The 15,481-nt window shown below is 41.4% G+C and carries 13 protein-coding genes and 3 tRNA genes; 7 read left to right on the top strand and 9 right to left on the bottom strand.

Features of this window, described 5'->3' with window-relative positions:
- Positions 1–239: 239 nt before the first annotated feature.
- The 6 genes from ABLB96_RS04400 to ABLB96_RS04375 are packed head-to-tail and all read left to right on the top strand — an operon-like array spanning position 240 to position 6,484.
- Positions 240–3,089: a monovalent cation/H+ antiporter subunit A gene (locus tag ABLB96_RS04400; RefSeq protein ID WP_348896272.1), complete on the top strand. Its 2,850-nt coding sequence runs from the start codon at positions 240–242 to the stop codon at positions 3,087–3,089.
- Positions 3,086–3,454: a Na+/H+ antiporter subunit C gene (locus ABLB96_RS04395; RefSeq protein ID WP_309454697.1), complete on the top strand. Its 369-nt coding sequence runs from the start codon at positions 3,086–3,088 to the stop codon at positions 3,452–3,454. The genes ABLB96_RS04400 and ABLB96_RS04395 overlap by 4 nt, the downstream gene beginning before the upstream one ends.
- A complete protein-coding gene (locus tag ABLB96_RS04390; protein ID WP_348896273.1) occupies positions 3,454–5,265 on the top strand; it encodes a monovalent cation/H+ antiporter subunit D in 1,812 nt (603 codons plus the stop codon). Before ABLB96_RS04395 ends, ABLB96_RS04390 begins: the two co-directional genes overlap by 1 nt.
- 2 nt (positions 5,266–5,267) lie before the next feature.
- The gene (locus tag ABLB96_RS04385) at positions 5,268–5,795 is read left to right on the top strand and encodes a Na+/H+ antiporter subunit E (RefSeq protein WP_348896274.1); all 528 of its coding nucleotides are present in this window, start codon (positions 5,268–5,270) and stop codon (positions 5,793–5,795) included.
- Positions 5,792–6,067 carry a monovalent cation/H+ antiporter subunit F gene (locus tag ABLB96_RS04380; RefSeq protein WP_000154076.1) on the top strand — a complete coding sequence of 92 codons (276 nt, stop codon included), beginning with the start codon at positions 5,792–5,794 and terminating at the stop codon, positions 6,065–6,067. Before ABLB96_RS04385 ends, ABLB96_RS04380 begins: the two co-directional genes overlap by 4 nt.
- A 12-nt stretch (positions 6,068–6,079) precedes the next feature.
- The gene (locus ABLB96_RS04375; protein ID WP_069031498.1) at positions 6,080–6,484 is read left to right on the top strand and encodes a Na+/H+ antiporter subunit G; all 405 of its coding nucleotides are present in this window, start codon (positions 6,080–6,082) and stop codon (positions 6,482–6,484) included.
- A gap of 55 nt (positions 6,485–6,539) precedes the next feature.
- Here ABLB96_RS04375 and ABLB96_RS04370 read toward each other — a convergent pair whose 3' ends face one another.
- From ABLB96_RS04370 to tpiA, 9 genes are all read right to left on the bottom strand, one after another.
- On the bottom strand, positions 6,540–6,941 hold the full coding sequence (locus ABLB96_RS04370; RefSeq protein WP_309454692.1) for a ribosome-binding factor A: 402 nt from the start codon (positions 6,939–6,941) through the stop codon (positions 6,540–6,542).
- A complete protein-coding gene (gene infB / locus ABLB96_RS04365) occupies positions 6,941–9,640 on the bottom strand; it encodes a translation initiation factor IF-2 (protein ID WP_348896277.1) in 2,700 nt (899 codons plus the stop codon). The genes ABLB96_RS04370 and infB overlap by 1 nt, the downstream gene beginning before the upstream one ends.
- Before the next feature lie 10 nt (positions 9,641–9,650).
- Positions 9,651–11,135: a transcription termination factor NusA gene (gene nusA / locus ABLB96_RS04360; RefSeq protein WP_263612804.1), complete on the bottom strand. Its 1,485-nt coding sequence runs from the start codon at positions 11,133–11,135 to the stop codon at positions 9,651–9,653.
- 37 nt (positions 11,136–11,172) lie between these two features.
- A complete protein-coding gene (rimP, locus tag ABLB96_RS04355; RefSeq protein WP_348896278.1) occupies positions 11,173–11,697 on the bottom strand; it encodes a ribosome maturation factor RimP in 525 nt (174 codons plus the stop codon).
- Positions 11,698–11,912: 215 nt separating this feature from the next.
- A tRNA-Met gene (locus ABLB96_RS04350) sits at positions 11,913–11,989 on the bottom strand.
- An 88-nt stretch (positions 11,990–12,077) separates the two neighbouring features.
- Positions 12,078–12,154 (bottom strand) — tRNA-Met (locus tag ABLB96_RS04345).
- A gap of 38 nt (positions 12,155–12,192) precedes the next feature.
- A tRNA-Leu gene (locus ABLB96_RS04340) sits at positions 12,193–12,277 on the bottom strand.
- A gap of 56 nt (positions 12,278–12,333) precedes the next feature.
- Positions 12,334–12,663 carry a preprotein translocase subunit SecG gene (gene secG / locus ABLB96_RS04335; RefSeq protein WP_348896279.1) on the bottom strand — a complete coding sequence of 110 codons (330 nt, stop codon included), beginning with the start codon at positions 12,661–12,663 and terminating at the stop codon, positions 12,334–12,336.
- 12 nt (positions 12,664–12,675) lie between these two features.
- The gene (tpiA, locus tag ABLB96_RS04330) at positions 12,676–13,470 is read right to left on the bottom strand and encodes a triose-phosphate isomerase (protein WP_348896280.1); all 795 of its coding nucleotides are present in this window, start codon (positions 13,468–13,470) and stop codon (positions 12,676–12,678) included.
- Positions 13,471–13,760: 290 nt separating this feature from the next.
- Between tpiA and pilB the strand changes: the two genes are divergently transcribed.
- Entirely contained in the window at positions 13,761–15,473 is a 1,713-nt protein-coding gene (gene pilB, locus ABLB96_RS04325) for a type IV-A pilus assembly ATPase PilB (protein ID WP_348896282.1), read from the top strand.
- Positions 15,474–15,481 lie beyond the last annotated feature (8 nt).

The raw sequence follows: 15,481 nt of genomic DNA, 5'->3' as shown, positions 1-15,481 counted from the left end.
AGCTGAAAAATCACTAGATGTTGTTACCGCATGTAATAACATCAGATTTTTAATGATTTTTTAGTGTACAATAAATTTCATTTTGCGTTTTTATTATTCAAGTTGTGCAATATAACTTGTTTCTCGCTTTACTTTTCTATTTTGGTCGGGTTTTCAGAATATAAGCTTTGGAAATCTCTTTGAATTCCTATCTATTCTGAAATGAAAATTTCACCTTTAGGCTTCGGTCTAAATTATATATGGATACGAGTGTGCTACCGATAATTATCTTATTACCGTTAATATTAGGCACCACCCTTGTTTCATTGCTTCAACGGTTTTCACGTGGAGTAACGGCTTTAGGGGCGATCGGAGTCAGTTTAACCAGTTTTGGTTTATTACTGACTCAAGCTAAAACTGTGCTTGGTGGTGCAAGCATTCAACAAAGTTGGGATTGGTTACCACAATTAGGTATTAATCTGAGCTTTAGACTTGATGCCCTTGGTTTATTATTTTCTCTTCTTATTACCGGTATCGGTACACTCATTTATATTTATGCCTATTATTATTTAGGCCCTAAAAATTCATTAAGTAAACTCTATTTATTACTCATGCTGTTTATGGCAGCAATGCTGGGTATTTCTCTTTCTAATAATTTAATTATTTTATTGGTGTTTTGGGAACTTACCAGTATTTCATCATTTTTATTGGTGGGTTATTGGAGTCACTACGAAGCAGCTCAACGCGGTTCGCGTATGGCACTTACCATTACAGGAATGGGTGGACTTGCCATGCTAGGTGGATTTGTCTTATTGGGGCAAATCACTGGTACTTACGAAATTAATGCCATTGTGGGCATGAAAGATCTTATTCAAAGTCATCATCTTTTCATCCCGATGCTTTTGCTTATTTTACTTGGTGCTTTTACTAAAAGTGCTCAGTTTCCGTTTCATTTTTGGTTACCCAATGCAATGGCAGCACCTACTCCGGTGTCAGCCTATTTACACTCTGCAACCATGGTAAAAGCCGGGATTTTTTTACTTGCCCGCTTACTTCCAATTTTTATTGGTGCTGCGCTTTATCACAATATTGTTACCTTCGTAGGCTTGTTTACCCTATGTATGGCCGCTTGCTTTGCGATTTTTAAAGAAGATTTAAAAGGGTTATTGGCTTACTCTACAATTAGTCATTTGGGTCTAATTGTCTGCTTATTAGGTATTGGTTCACCTCTAGCTGTAGCTGCTGCAATTTTCCATATTATTAACCACGCTACCTTTAAAGCTGCACTGTTTATGATTGCCGGTATTATCGATCATGAAACAGGGACACGTGATCTTAGAAAACTAAGCGGGGTCTGGCAGTTATTACCTTTTACTGCAACGCTCACTATGATTACCGCAGCATCAATGGCGGGTGTTCCACTGACCAACGGCTTTATTTCTAAAGAAATGTTCTTTACCGAGCTATTGGCAAATCTTTCAGGTTCAACAGTTATCTTTGCAAGTATTATTGCAACCCTCGCAGGTATTTTTGCGGTCAGTTATTCAATTCGTTTAGTACACGGCGTATTTTTTGATGGCCCTGTAGGTAAACAAGTTCCAAATAAAAATGCACATGAACCACCTCTAGGCATGCGTGCACCAGCCATACTACTTGCGACACTGTGTATTTTAGTGGGTATTCTCCCTTCTCTATTGGTTGAACCTTTAGTCAACAGTGTGACACGTGCAAGTCTTATGCAGCCTGATTTTGCAGGAACTCATCTTGCAATCTGGCACGGTTTTAATGCGCCATTAGTCATGAGTATTATTGCTTTGGTTGGCGGTACGCTTTTCTACTTTGCTTTAGCAAAAGATGGCATGATTCGTAAGATTGACCTTGACCCAAGACTGGGGCGCTTACAAGGTCGCATTTTATTTGATTTGTTTTTAAAGCATTTACTATTAACGAGCCGTAAAATCAAACAAAAAACCGAGAACGGCTCATTACAAAGCTACTTGTTCTTAATGATTGCTTTTAGCGTCATTATGGTCACGATGCCTTTACTCAACCAAGGTCTCACCACAGGTACACGTGAACTCACTCATGCACCATGGATTGCGGTTGTTCTTTGGCTGACATTATTTTCAGGTTGCTGGATGATGCTTTGGTTTCACCATGAACGCATCAAGGCAGTCCTTATTAGCGGTGCAATTGGCCTTGTCGTTACTATGGTCTTTGTCACTATGTCGGCACCTGACTTAGCACTAACACAAATTACAGTAGATGTAGTTACTACCGTACTTTTGTTGATGAGCTTATCTTTACTGCCACAGCTTACCCCTTATGAATCTAGTCGCTCTAGACGTTTAAGAGATGCCGCACTAGCAATTATTGGTGGCTTAGGTATTGGCTGGATTGCATGGCTCATTTTAACTCGTGATCACAATTCAATTTCATGGTTCTTTGCTCAGCAAGCATTGCCTCTTGGTGGTGGCTCAAACATTGTAAATGTGATTTTGGTTGACTTCCGTGGCTTCGATACCTTCGGTGAAATCACTGTACTAGGAATTGCTGCAATTGGTGCACTCTGCTTAATGGATGGCATGCGAGTACATGGTACCACCATGACTCAAGGCCTCACCTACCGCTTCAATCCGTCTCCACTGATGTTCCGTATTACAGCTTCGTGGGTGTTGCCTTTAGCACTTGTGGTGAGTGTCTATATCTTTATGCGCGGACACAATTATCCGGGCGGTGGCTTCATTGCAGGTCTGATTACCTCAATGGCCCTGATTATTCAGTACATTGCCTTAGGACAAGATCAAACTGAATACATGTTAAAGGCACAATCTGGTCGACTTTATGAAGTCTGGATTGGTTCAGGATTAACGATTGCAGGTCTTACAGGGATTGCAGCATGGTTCTGGGCACGTCCATTTCTGACCAGTGCACATGTTTATGTCGAATTACCTGTTTTAGGCAAACTACATTTGGCTTCGGCAGCAAGTTTTGACTTGGGTGTATATATCACAGTCGTGGGAGCCACCATGCTACTCATCTCTGTATTAGGGGACTCCCGCCACTCAAGTATGTCTGGCCCTGTACTTCATGGGGAGGAATCATCATGATCAGTTTAGAATTCTTACTCGCCTCTGCTATTGGGCTACTTGCTGCTACAGGCATTTATCTGATTTTACGTGCGCGTACCTTCCCTGTTGTACTTGGATTGGCCGTGCTGGGTTATGCAGTTAACTTATTTTTGTTTGCGATGGGGCGTTTGCAAGTCAACTCACCAGCCATCTTAACCGAAACGACTAATATTACTGATCCACTTCCACAAGCACTTGTTTTAACAGCAATCGTGATCGGTTTCGCGACTACAGCCTTTATTGTTCAATTGGCATTACGCAGCCGTTATGAGTCAGGTAGTGATCATGTTGATGCTAAAGAAGATGTTTCTCCAACATACGACCCACGTGAGGATGAGCCGTGATGTTTGATTTTTTATCTTTTTGGCAAACAAATACACCCATTTTTAGCATCCTCATTCCAGCCTTTACGGGTTTTATCTTATTACTTTTAGGTAATCCGGGAGCTGGAGCATTAAAAGAAGATTGGCGACAACCTTGGCGCCGCGGTATTAGTCTGGTTTCAGCAATTGCAGGTTTAATCACGGCTGTGAGTTACCTTATTGTTGCAAATACTGGCCAGATTACGGTTTATCAGCTCAGTGAATGGTCTGCACCTTTTGGTATTGTGCTGGTATTAGACCGACTTTCCGCTTTTATGCTGGTTTTAACCTATGCATTAGCTGTTCCAGTTTTATGGTATGCGAGTGAAAATTGGGATACTCGCGGACGTTATTTTCACGCAATATTCCATTTTCTATTAATGGGGTTATGTGGAGCATTTCTGACAGGCGACTTATTTAACTTATTCGTTTTCTTTGAAATCTTGCTCATGGCATCGTATGTCCTACTGCTACATGGACAAGGAAAACCACGATTTCAGCTTGGCGTACACTATGTGATTATTAACCTACTTGCCTCTGCCCTCTTCTTAATTGGTCTGGGTATGATTTATGGCAGTGTAGGCAGTTTAAATATGGCTGACGTTTCACGCCTTTTACCTGCTTTAGATGCAGATCAACACAAATTAGCAGTCGCTGGTGCCTTACTCTTATTTGTCGTATTTGGCATTAAGGCAGCGATGTTACCAGTTGGCTTTTGGCTACCAAAAACCTACGCCGTTGCAAGTACGCCAGTCGCAGCAATTTTTACCATTATGACCAAAGTGGGTGTGTATGCCATTTTACGTGTCAATGGAACTGTATTTAATGATGTGCTTAGTCAAGAAATCTTTAAAGGCTGGTTACTTCCAATTGGTTTAGTGACTTCTTTATATGGTGTGATTGGGGCAATTGGAGCAGATCGCCTTAGACGTTTTGTTGGCTTCATGATCCTTTCCTCAATTGGTACGTTATTGACTGCAATTGCAATGTCAAATACACAAGCGTGGTCAGGTGCCTTATTCTATTTAGTACACAGTACAATAGTTGGTGCAGCATTTTACCTGTTCTGTGGCTGGATGACGTCACAACGAGGCGCTATTAAAGATCATTTAAAAATCGCCCCAAGAATTAAACAACAAAAAGCAGCCATGCTGACCTATTTCCTGATTGCCATGATGCTTGCAGGTTTACCACCTTTTAGTGGTTTCTTTGGGAAAGTATTTATTTTACAAGCGACTGTTGAAACTGCATATCAAGGCTGGGTGATTGGTATTGTGCTTGTGGTCAGCCTATTAAGTATTATTGCGTTAACACGTGTCGGCTTTATTCTATTCTGGCGTGCGTCAGCGCCCGAAGAAGATCCAATAAATCCAGCTTATATTATTTATCGTGCCTTACCTGAACGAGCACCAGCGCGTAATGACCAAGCGATTTATATCCTGCTTGCGGGGTTAGTTGCTTATGTAGTGTTTGCTTCACCGGTACTCCAGTACACCACGAGCACCGCGCAGCAAATTCAAAATCATGAGCTCTATCAGCAGTCTATTCTTAAAACTGATCGAAATAGCGAAGTTATTAGTGTGCAGCCTTATGACCCAACTTATTTACCAGAAACAAAATATGGTGGAGAAGTGGAAGATCATAATGCGTATCTTGTTCCTGACATTATTTCAAAAGATACTTTCAACGGTGAACATATTTCTGAATATAAGCACCGCCAAATTGAGCAGCAAGAAAAAATGCTAACGCCGACTATTGCTGATGAAAGTCAACTGAAACCTATGGAGCCATAACAATGCAGCTATCTAAATTGCTTGAACGTTGGTTCCCACATCCATTTGTTTCTTTTTTAATTATTATCTTCTGGTTAATGCTTTCGCATAGCCTCGATGCAAGTGACCTACTTATGGCGGTAATCTTGGGTCTTGTGATTCCACGTTTAGTGCGACCTTTTATTACCCGAACACCACATATCCATTGGAAACCCGCAGTAAAACTGTGTTTTGTTGTACTGTGGGACATTATTGTTTCCAATTTTCGGGTTGCTAAACTGGTATTAGGTTCACCTAAAAAATTACATCCCAAATGGTACCGTGTTCCATTAGAAACTGAGCATGAACAAGTCAATTCATTACTGGCAATGATCATTACCACTACGCCTGGCACGGTGTCTGCTGGTATTGATCAAGAGCGTGGTGACATCTTGGTGCACTCACTTAGCACAGAAAATACTGAAAGTGATGTGCAAGACATCAAACAACGCTATGAGGCCCCTCTCATGGAAATTTTTGATGTTAAAAGCAAATCGGAGGACAACATATGACTATCCTACCTTATGCTCTTGGCATTAGTTTGATTGCAATCACTATCTCTATGCTACTTTGCTTGTTTCGAATGGTGATGGGCCCATCAATTGTAGATCGTCTTTTAGCGCTTGATACCCTCTTTTTAAATGCAACCTGTCTGATTATTGTGTTAGGTATTTACTGGACAACCACTTCTTTATTTGAGGGAGCTTTATTGGTTGCCATGTTAGGGTTTGTTTCAACAGCTGCTTTAGCACGTTATTTCACAACTGGTCATGTGATCGATTAAAGGGAGGTCAAAATGCAATTTACAATGGAAATTATTGTTTCGATCTTTCTGGTTTTTGGTGCGTTCTTTATGTTGGTTGGATCGATCGGAATGGTACGCCTACCCGATTTATTCATGCGTTTACATGCACCCACCAAATCAAGTACGTTAGGTCTAGGTAGCTTTTTAATCGCTTCAATGATCTTTTTTGCCTTTCAAGGTCGCTTTGGTTTTGCTGAGTTACTGATTACGCTTTTAGCTTTCATTACCGCTCCTGTTTCAGCCAATTTAATTGCGCAAGCAGCGCTACATCTACGTTTACGCTCACTCAGTGGTGAAGTACCTGAGGCAATCGAACGCCCACTCCCTTGGGATCGTTACAAAATTGGTCAACGCTTTTCACAAAACAAGCCACCTATGGAACCTCCTAAAGAATAAAAATTGAGCCAATAAAAAAGCCACCCCGAGGTGGCTTTTTTATTTTGAGTTCTACTTACTCTTCGTCATCTGTCTTACGTTCCGGTAAATCTTGTACCGCTTTTTCGATTAGACCGAACATATAGTTACCATATGCATTCGTTTTATCGTAATGGAAACGTAAGCGAGGCGTAATACGAGTCTTGATACGGCGACTTAGTTCATGACGCAAGAAACCAGAAGCTTTATTTAACACTTCTAAAGTTTCTTTATTCGCGACTTCACTTTGTTCATCGCCAAGCTCACGTCCCATAACAGTGACATAAACTTCAGCATAACCCATATCTGCACTGACTTTCACCGCAGAGATGGTCACTAGACCACCTAAGCGAGGATCTTTAAGCTCCTGACGGATCAGCTCAGACAACTCACGTTGCACTGAATCCGCCATGCGCTTTAAGCGTTGGCTACCCGCCATTAAAGACTCCGTTTAATCAATTGAACATCATAGACTTCGATCTTATCGTTTACTTTGATGTCTTTATAACCTTTCACCGCAAGACCACATTCCATACCGGCACGAACTTCTTCAACCACGTCTTTATAGCGACGAAGAGACTCAAGCTCACCTTGGAATACAACCACGTCATCACGTAATACGCGAATCGGTTTATTACGATGCAATGTACCTTCAAGCACCATACAGCCTGCTGCTGCACCAAACTTACTTGAGTGGAATACTTCACGTACTTCAGCAACACCCAAGATTGTTTCACGATGTTCAGGAGCAAGTTTACCACTCATCGCATCTTTCACATCATCAATCAACTCATAGATGATGCTGTAGTAACGAATATCGATACCGTCTTGGTCACTACGTTGACGAGCAGTAGTATCTGCACGAACGTTAAAGCCTAACAATACAGCTTCTGAAGATTCAGCAAGAATTACGTCAGACTCAGTAATCGCACCAACACCAGAACTAATTACACGAACTTTTACTTCATCAGTAGATAGTTCATATAAAGCTGCATTCAATGCTTCTAAAGTACCACGTACGTCTGTTTTTAAAACAACGTTCACTGTAGGAACATCTTTTTTACCCATTGACGACATGATGTTTTCAAGACGCATTGCGCTTTGACGATCAATACGTTTTTGACGCTCACGGTCAGCACGAGCATCGGCAACTTCACGTGCTTTCTTCTCGTCATTTACAACAAGAACTTCATCACCAGCCATTGGAGCTTCTGGTAGACCCAAAATTTCTACTGGAATAGATGGTCCTGCTGATTTAATCGGCTTACCGTTTTCATCAGACATTGCACGAACACGGCCATACGATGAACCTGCAAGAACAAGGTCACCAATATTTAATGTACCGTTTTGAACAAGAATAGAAGTTACTGCACCACGGCCTTTATCAACACGTGCTTCAATAACAACACCTTGCGCAGCACCTTCAGCAGATGCTTTTAATTCCATCAATTCTGATTGAATAAGAATTAAATCAAGGAGTTCATCAATACCTTGTCCGCTGTGTGCAGAAACTTTAGCAATCGGAACATCACCGCCCCATTCTTCTGGAACGATTTGTTTCGTTGTTAATTCATTTAACACACGGTCTGGATCAGCAGATTCTTTATCCATTTTGTTGATTGCAACAATAATTGGAGTACCTGCTGCACGTGCATGGTCAATTGCTTCTGCAGTTTGTGGCATTACACCGTCATCTGCTGCAACAACCAATACAACGATATCCGTTGCTTTAGCACCACGCGCACGCATTGAAGTAAATGCTGCATGTCCTGGTGTATCAAGGAATGTAATAATTCCTTTGTCTGTTTCAACGTGATATGCACCAATATGCTGGGTAATACCACCTGCTTCACCAGCCGCCACTTTCGAACGACGGATACGGTCAAGCAATGATGTTTTACCATGGTCAACGTGACCCATAATGGTAACTACTGGCGGACGAGTTGTTTGCTCACCACGTGCTTCTTCAGCCGCTTCAAGCAAGTTATCTTCCGCTTGTGTATCAGAAACTAAAACTGGGTTGTGGCCCATTTCTTCTACAACAAGTGCTGCTGTATCTTGATCAATCGCTTGATCTTGATTAACCAACTCACCCATTTTCATAAGTGTTTTGATAACTTCACGTACTTTAATCGCCATTTTCTGAGCAAGATCGGCAACAACAATACTTGAACCGATTTCTACATCATAAACTTGCTTTTTAACTGGCTTTTCAAAACCATGTTTGTTTGCTTGGCTTGATTTTAAACCACGTTTGTTATGGTTAACAAAGCTTTGCTCTTCTTGACCACGACGACCACCTTTCTTACCCGCACGTGGGTTAGTAGTTGCGCCACCGCGTTTAATTTCACGGTCTTCTTGCTTAAATGAATCTTCATAAGCTTGGCCAACAAGACCAGACGCTAGTGGAGAATCATCAATCACACGAATTGTGGTAGTAGCATCGTCATTTGAATACTTAGACGCCATTTTGCGCATTTGTTCAAGTGTACGTTGCTGAGCTTCTTCAGCCGCTTTACGACGCGCAGCTTCTTCAGTTGCTTTTAACTGAGCTGTTTGTGCTTCACGCGCTTTCTTTTGCTCTAATGTTTCTGCTGGTTTTGGTGCAGGTTTTACTGTACCACCACCACGTTTTTTCACTACAACAGCAGCTTTAGGAGCTGACTGTGCAGCGCTATCTTGTTGATGAGCAGCACGCATTGCATCTAAAGTTGCTTTTGCTTTTTGCTCTGTTTGAAGACGCGCTTTTTGCTCTGCAGTTTCACGCGCTTGTTGATCTGCACGTGTTTTAGCGTCTGCTTCTGCGCGTGCTTTAGCTTCTGCTGCAATTTGTTCTGGGTTTGGCTTAGCAAAAACCTGTTTTTTACGTACTTCTACGTTAATTGTTTTTGCTTTACCTGAAGTACTTGCAACTTTAGCGGTACTGGTTGTTTTACGTTTCAACGCAATTTTTCCTGTGTTACCACTTTCCTGACCATGCACTTTCTTCAAATGATTGACTAAAGTGTCCTGTTGTTCAGTGGTAATAATGTCGTCTGCTGTACGTTGAGGCAAACCTGCTTCACGAGCCTGTTCTAGGAGCTTCTCAACAGGACGTCCTACACTGAGAGCTAACTCTTTAATCGACTTGTCCGTCATATTTCATCTCCTAGTTAAACCATGATTCGCGAGCTTTCATGATCAATTGACCTGCTTTTTCATGACCAAGACCTTCAATATCAGAGATATCGTCAGTAGCCTGATCTGCCAAATCATCAACGGTAATAATACCGCGAGCGGCAAGCGAGTAAGCGATCTCAGAAGTCATGCCTTCCATAGTGAGAAGGTCTGCGCTCGGTTCTTGAATATTTTCTTGCTGTTTCAAAGCATCAGTAAGAGCTGCTTCTTTTGCACGACTTTGCAATAACTCAACCAATTCAGCATCAAGCTCAATTTCGTCAAAAGTTTCAGCAGGAACATAAGCAATCTCTTCTAAAGAAGTGAAGCCCATTTCTACCAATGCCATTGCTAAATCTTCTTCGATATCTAAACGTGATACAAACATGTCGAGATATTGCTGAGCTTCATTTTGCTGACGAGCACGATACTCTTCTTCAAGCATCATGTCGAGTTTGTAGCCAGTTAAATCAGAAGCTAAGCGAACGTTTTGACCTTGAGAGCCAATCGCACGAGCCAATTGATCGCTGGTTGCAAAAATAATGTCGGCACTTCTTGCATCTTCATCAAGCACGATGCCTGAAACATCAGCTGGTTCTAATGCACTTGCAATGTATTGAGCTGGATCATCAGACCAAACCACTACATCAATACGTTCACCATTTAACTCTTGCTGTACAGCTTGGATACGTGTACCACGCATACCAATACATGCACCTACAGGGTCAATACGGTGATCATTTGTTTTCACTGCAATTTTAGCACGAACACCCGGTTGACGTGCCGCTGCTTTAATTTCAATAATTTCTTCAGAAATTTCAGGAATTTCTTTTTTCATTAAAGCAATTAACATTTCAGGCTTAGCGCGTGATAACAACAACTGAGCGCCACGACCTTCACGGTTAACATTATATAAAATAGCGTTTACACGTTGTTTTGGACGAAGAATTTCTTTAGGAATCATTTCTTCGCGAGCAAGATAAGCTTCTGCGTTATCACCTAAGTCAATAATAAAGCCATCTTTGGTTTGTTTTTTCACTTCACCGTAAATCAACTCACCGACTTTCGACTCGTAGGCATCAGCAACTAAAGCACGCTCAGCTTCACGAATTTTTTGTACAATCACTTGTTTCGCAATTTGCGCAGCGATACGGCCAAACTCAATAGATTCTACTTCGAGTTCACGCACGTCACCAATTGACCATTTAGATGGATCAACATCAGAGATCGCATCTTGGCAAGCTGGCATTTCATGATCTTCATCTGCCACAACAGTCCATTGACGGAATGTACGGTAATCACCAGTTTTACGATCAATCTCTACACGAAGCTGAGCTTCTTCAGCATGTGTACCTTCGTAAAATCTTTTCTTCGTTGCAGCAACTAGAGCTTGTTCTAAAGCCTCGAAGATCGCTTCACGACTAACACCTTTTTCATTACTAACCGTTTCTACAACGGTAAGAATTTCGCGGCCCATAAGTCACCTACCGATTTCTTATATAATTTAAATAAATTTAATCTTGATAGATCAAGTTTGCTTTATCGATATTGTTGCTGTCGATATCAAGCACATGCTTTCCTTCAACTTCAACCTGAATCTCTTCTTTTTCAAGGTCTACAGCAAGGAGTTTTGCTTGAAATTTACGACGATTTTCTACTGCTGCAATTAAACGCAAAGCAACCTGCTGACCAATGTAGCCTTGCAACTGTTCGAGTTGAAAAAATGGACGATCCCAACCTGGTGAAGAAACTTCTAATGAGTACTCACCTGAAATCGGATCATGAACATCCAACATTGCGCCGACTTGTTGTGTAACACGGACACAATCTTGTACACCAATGCCACGACCTAGCTCTACTTCACCATCTTCATTAATCACTGGCTCAGCATTTTCATCAACTGGTCTATCGATATAAATACGCAATAATGAACGTTTACCTTGTGGAAGGAATTCAATTCCCCACAGGTCAACACCACATGCTTGCACCGCTGGAGCAATCATGTCATACAATGCTTGGGATTTATTTGATAATTTCATTTACTCTCGTCATTCTCGTGCGATTCAATCGGTTGTTTTAACCGACACAGACCTACTATAGTGAAGCATGACTATTTGACCAATTGATGTCGACACTACACGATAGCGATACGATAACCAATAAAAAAGGGCGTTAATCGCCCCTATGTAGCACAGAAAACAATAGTCCACTGTGCAAAAAGGCCCACCTGTCTGTGAGCCTCTTTTAAGAAACTTGGTAGCGGGAGCTGGATTTGAACCAACGACCTTCGGGTTATGAGCCCGACGAGCTACCAGACTGCTCCATCCCGCATCAACGTGCAAAATTATATACAAATATCGAAAAAAGTCAATGTAAACTTATCCAATATTCGCTTGATTAAGTTGCACCTTAATCAAATTGGTAGCGGGAGCTGGATTTGAACCAACGACCTTCGGGTTATGAGCCCGACGAGCTACCAGACTGCTCCATCCCGCATCAAAAAACTGCTTGCACTCAACTTTCTGGTTCAAAGTTGGTGCGGAAGGGGGGACTTGAACCCCCACGCCCGAAGGCACTACCACCTCAAGGTAGCGTGTCTACCAATTCCACCACCACCGCAGCTTGTGGGACGCATTCTAGTCCTTCCAACTGCAAAAGGAAAGCCCTATTTCGAATTATTGACTCGATTTTGGTGCATTTGGTGAAGTTTCAGGCGATGTCGTTTGAACTGGTGCTGTAGTTTGTACAGTTTTCAAACTATATGCTTCAGTTGTCTGTTTTTTTGCAAAAACAGCCAAAGTCAAACTAGTCACAAAAAACAATGCTGTTAAAACAGCTGTAAGGCGGGTAAGGAAATTACCTGAACCAGATGCACCAAATACAGTTGCTGCACCGCCACCACCAAATGAAGCTCCGGCATCTGCGCCTTTACCATGTTGCACTAAAATCAATGCAATCATCAGTACCGCTAAAATAATATGTACAACAAGTACAAAAGAGTGCATACCCTATCCTCGTTATTTGCTTTGCGCGAAGGCTTGTACAATCTGATAAAAAGATGCTGCATTTAATGAAGCACCACCCACCAACGCACCATTAATATCTGGGCACGCAGCTAACTCAACAGCATTTTCAGCTTTTACACTACCGCCATATAAAATAGCAATGCCTGAACCTGCTGGTGTGAGCTGGCATAAACCTTCACGAATTTTAGCATGCATCGCTTGAGCATCTTGTGGCGAAGCTGTTTTACCTGTACCAATAGCCCAAATTGGTTCATAAGCAATGACAATTTGTTTTTGCCATTGTTCTGCCGTTACTACAGGAGCAATATCACAAATTTGTTGTAAAACAACCTGCTCTGCTTGGCCCTGTTCGCGCTGATCAAGACTTTCGCCAACACAATAAATGACAGTTAAGCCTGCATTTAATGCATTTTGGAGTTTCGCCTTCAAAATTTCAACGTTATCGCCAAAAATATCACGACGTTCAGAGTGCCCAACCAGTACAAAATCAATCTGGCTGTCTTTTAATAATTCTGCACTGACTTCGCCAGTATAAGCACCCGTACCTGCAACACGAGATACGTCTTGTGCAACTGTATATACTGTTCTTGCAGCATCCTGTAACTGTGCCTGTACTGTTGTCAGTGCAATAGAAACAGGAGCAACGCCCACATGGCAGCTTTCATCTGCAATTTGGTTTTGTTGCAATAATTGTTTAAATTCTTCTATAAGTTGGTTGGCGTTAGCACGCACTGGGTTCATTTTCCAGTTGCCAACTACCCAAGGCGTAATTGTCGTACCCGACATACTGCTCACCTTTCATCAAAAATGCAGCACATTCTACACGCATTTATACAAATTTCAGATACTTTTCTTTAATGGGAATACTGATATCTTTTCTAGTGTTTGAAATTAAGAAAAAACTTTATAGCGTTCCAAGTTGAACATTTTAAAAATTAATCTATAAAAACTTCGACTAGTTCAAGCTTTAATAAGCTGATTAGGACTAGAGCAACACTTTCTAAGGTAGTATTTTTACATAACAAAAGTATAATTTTTCCTATACCAATTATAAACACATTAGCATAGGCAGGCAGATGTCAGCATTACAAACATCTCCAAAATTTACGGGGTTTTTTCGACGTTTAGTCGAAGAAAAGCATGTGTCGGCAGCGACCATGCAAACTGCATTAGATGCAGCAAAAAGAGCTAAGCAGGATATAGTCGCATATTTAATTGAAGAGGTTCATCTCTCCCCTTCTTTATTGGCTGAAACAATTTCTGCTGAGTTCGCCGAACCATATTTCGATCTGGATGTTTATGACACTTCTCAGATTCCCAAAGATTTGGTCGATCAAAAACTGGTTTTAAAGCATCGAGTTTTGCCCCTGATTCAAAGAGGGCAAATTCTATATGTCGCGACGAGCAATCCAAGTAATATTGAAGCGATTGATGCAATCCGTTTTAACAGTAAATTGCTCGTTGAACCTGTCATTGTTGAGTACCATAAACTTGAAAAAGTTTTAGGTCAGCATTTTGCAGAAGAAAGCGGCTTTGAATTTAGTGATGAAGAGTTTGATCTCGACGTCAGTCTTGATGGTCCTACCACTCAAGAAGATGAAGAAGAAACGCCACAAGGCGATGAAGCACCGATCGTAAAATATATTAATAAGTTATTGATTGATGCCATTCGTATGGGTGCTTCGGATTTACATTTTGAACCGTATGAAAAGTCTTATCGGGTACGTTATCGTGTCGATGGGGTATTACGTCAAATTGCTAATCCCCCTTTACAACTGGCAAACCGCTTGGCTTCGCGTTTAAAAGTCATGTCTCAAATGGACATTTCTGAAAAACGTGTTCCACAAGATGGTCGTATCAAGCTTAAGCTATCAAAAACCAAGGCCATTGATTTTCGTGTGAACTCACTCCCTACTTTATTTGGTGAAAAGTTAGTTCTACGTATTCTTGATCCATCTAGTGCAATGCTGGGTATTGATGCCTTGGGCTATGAAGAAGAACAAAAAGCTTTGTTTATGGAGGCTTTAGATAAGCCACAAGGCATGCTTTTAATTACTGGACCCACAGGTTCCGGTAAAACCGTATCTTTATATACGGGCTTGAATATTTTAAATACTGAAAGTTCCAATATTTCTACTGCCGAAGATCCGGTAGAAATTAACTTAGAAGGTATTAATCAGGTTAACGTGAACCCAAAAGTTGGCCTTACTTTTGCTGCCGCACTTAAATCTTTTTTACGTCAAGACCCCGACATTATTATGGTGGGTGAGATTCGTGACTTAGAAACAGCAGAAATCGCAATTAAGGCTGCGCAAACGGGTCACATGGTCATGTCAACACTGCATACGAACAGTGCTCCAGAAACCTTGACACGCCTACGTAATATGGGGGTTCCGTCTTTCAATATTGCAACATCAGTCAACTTGGTTATTGCACAGCGTTTAGCACGTCGTCTTTGTTCTCAATGTAAGATACCGGCTGATATTCCTAAACAAAGTCTATTAGAAATGGGCTTTACCGAACAAGACTTAACACATCCAGACTTTCGGGTTTTTCAACCTGTTGGCTGTCCTGAATGTCGTGAAGGCTATAAAGGTCGTGTGGGTATTTATGAGGTAATGAAAGTTACTCCTGAAATTTCCAAGATTATTATGGAAGATGGCAACGCTCTAGAAATCGCGGCTGCCTCTGAAAAATTGGGGTTTAATAATCTACGTCGTTCAGGTTTAAAAAAGGTGATGCAAGGTGTGACTTCCTTACAGGAAATTAACCGTGTAACCAGTGAATAAGACACTAT

It is taken from the genome of Acinetobacter sp. XH1741 (genome assembly GCF_041021895.1).
GTDB lineage: Bacteria > Pseudomonadota > Gammaproteobacteria > Pseudomonadales > Moraxellaceae > Acinetobacter.
The sequence above is the reverse complement of the archived record's forward strand: the minus strand, read 5'-3'. Positions and strand labels throughout refer to the sequence as shown.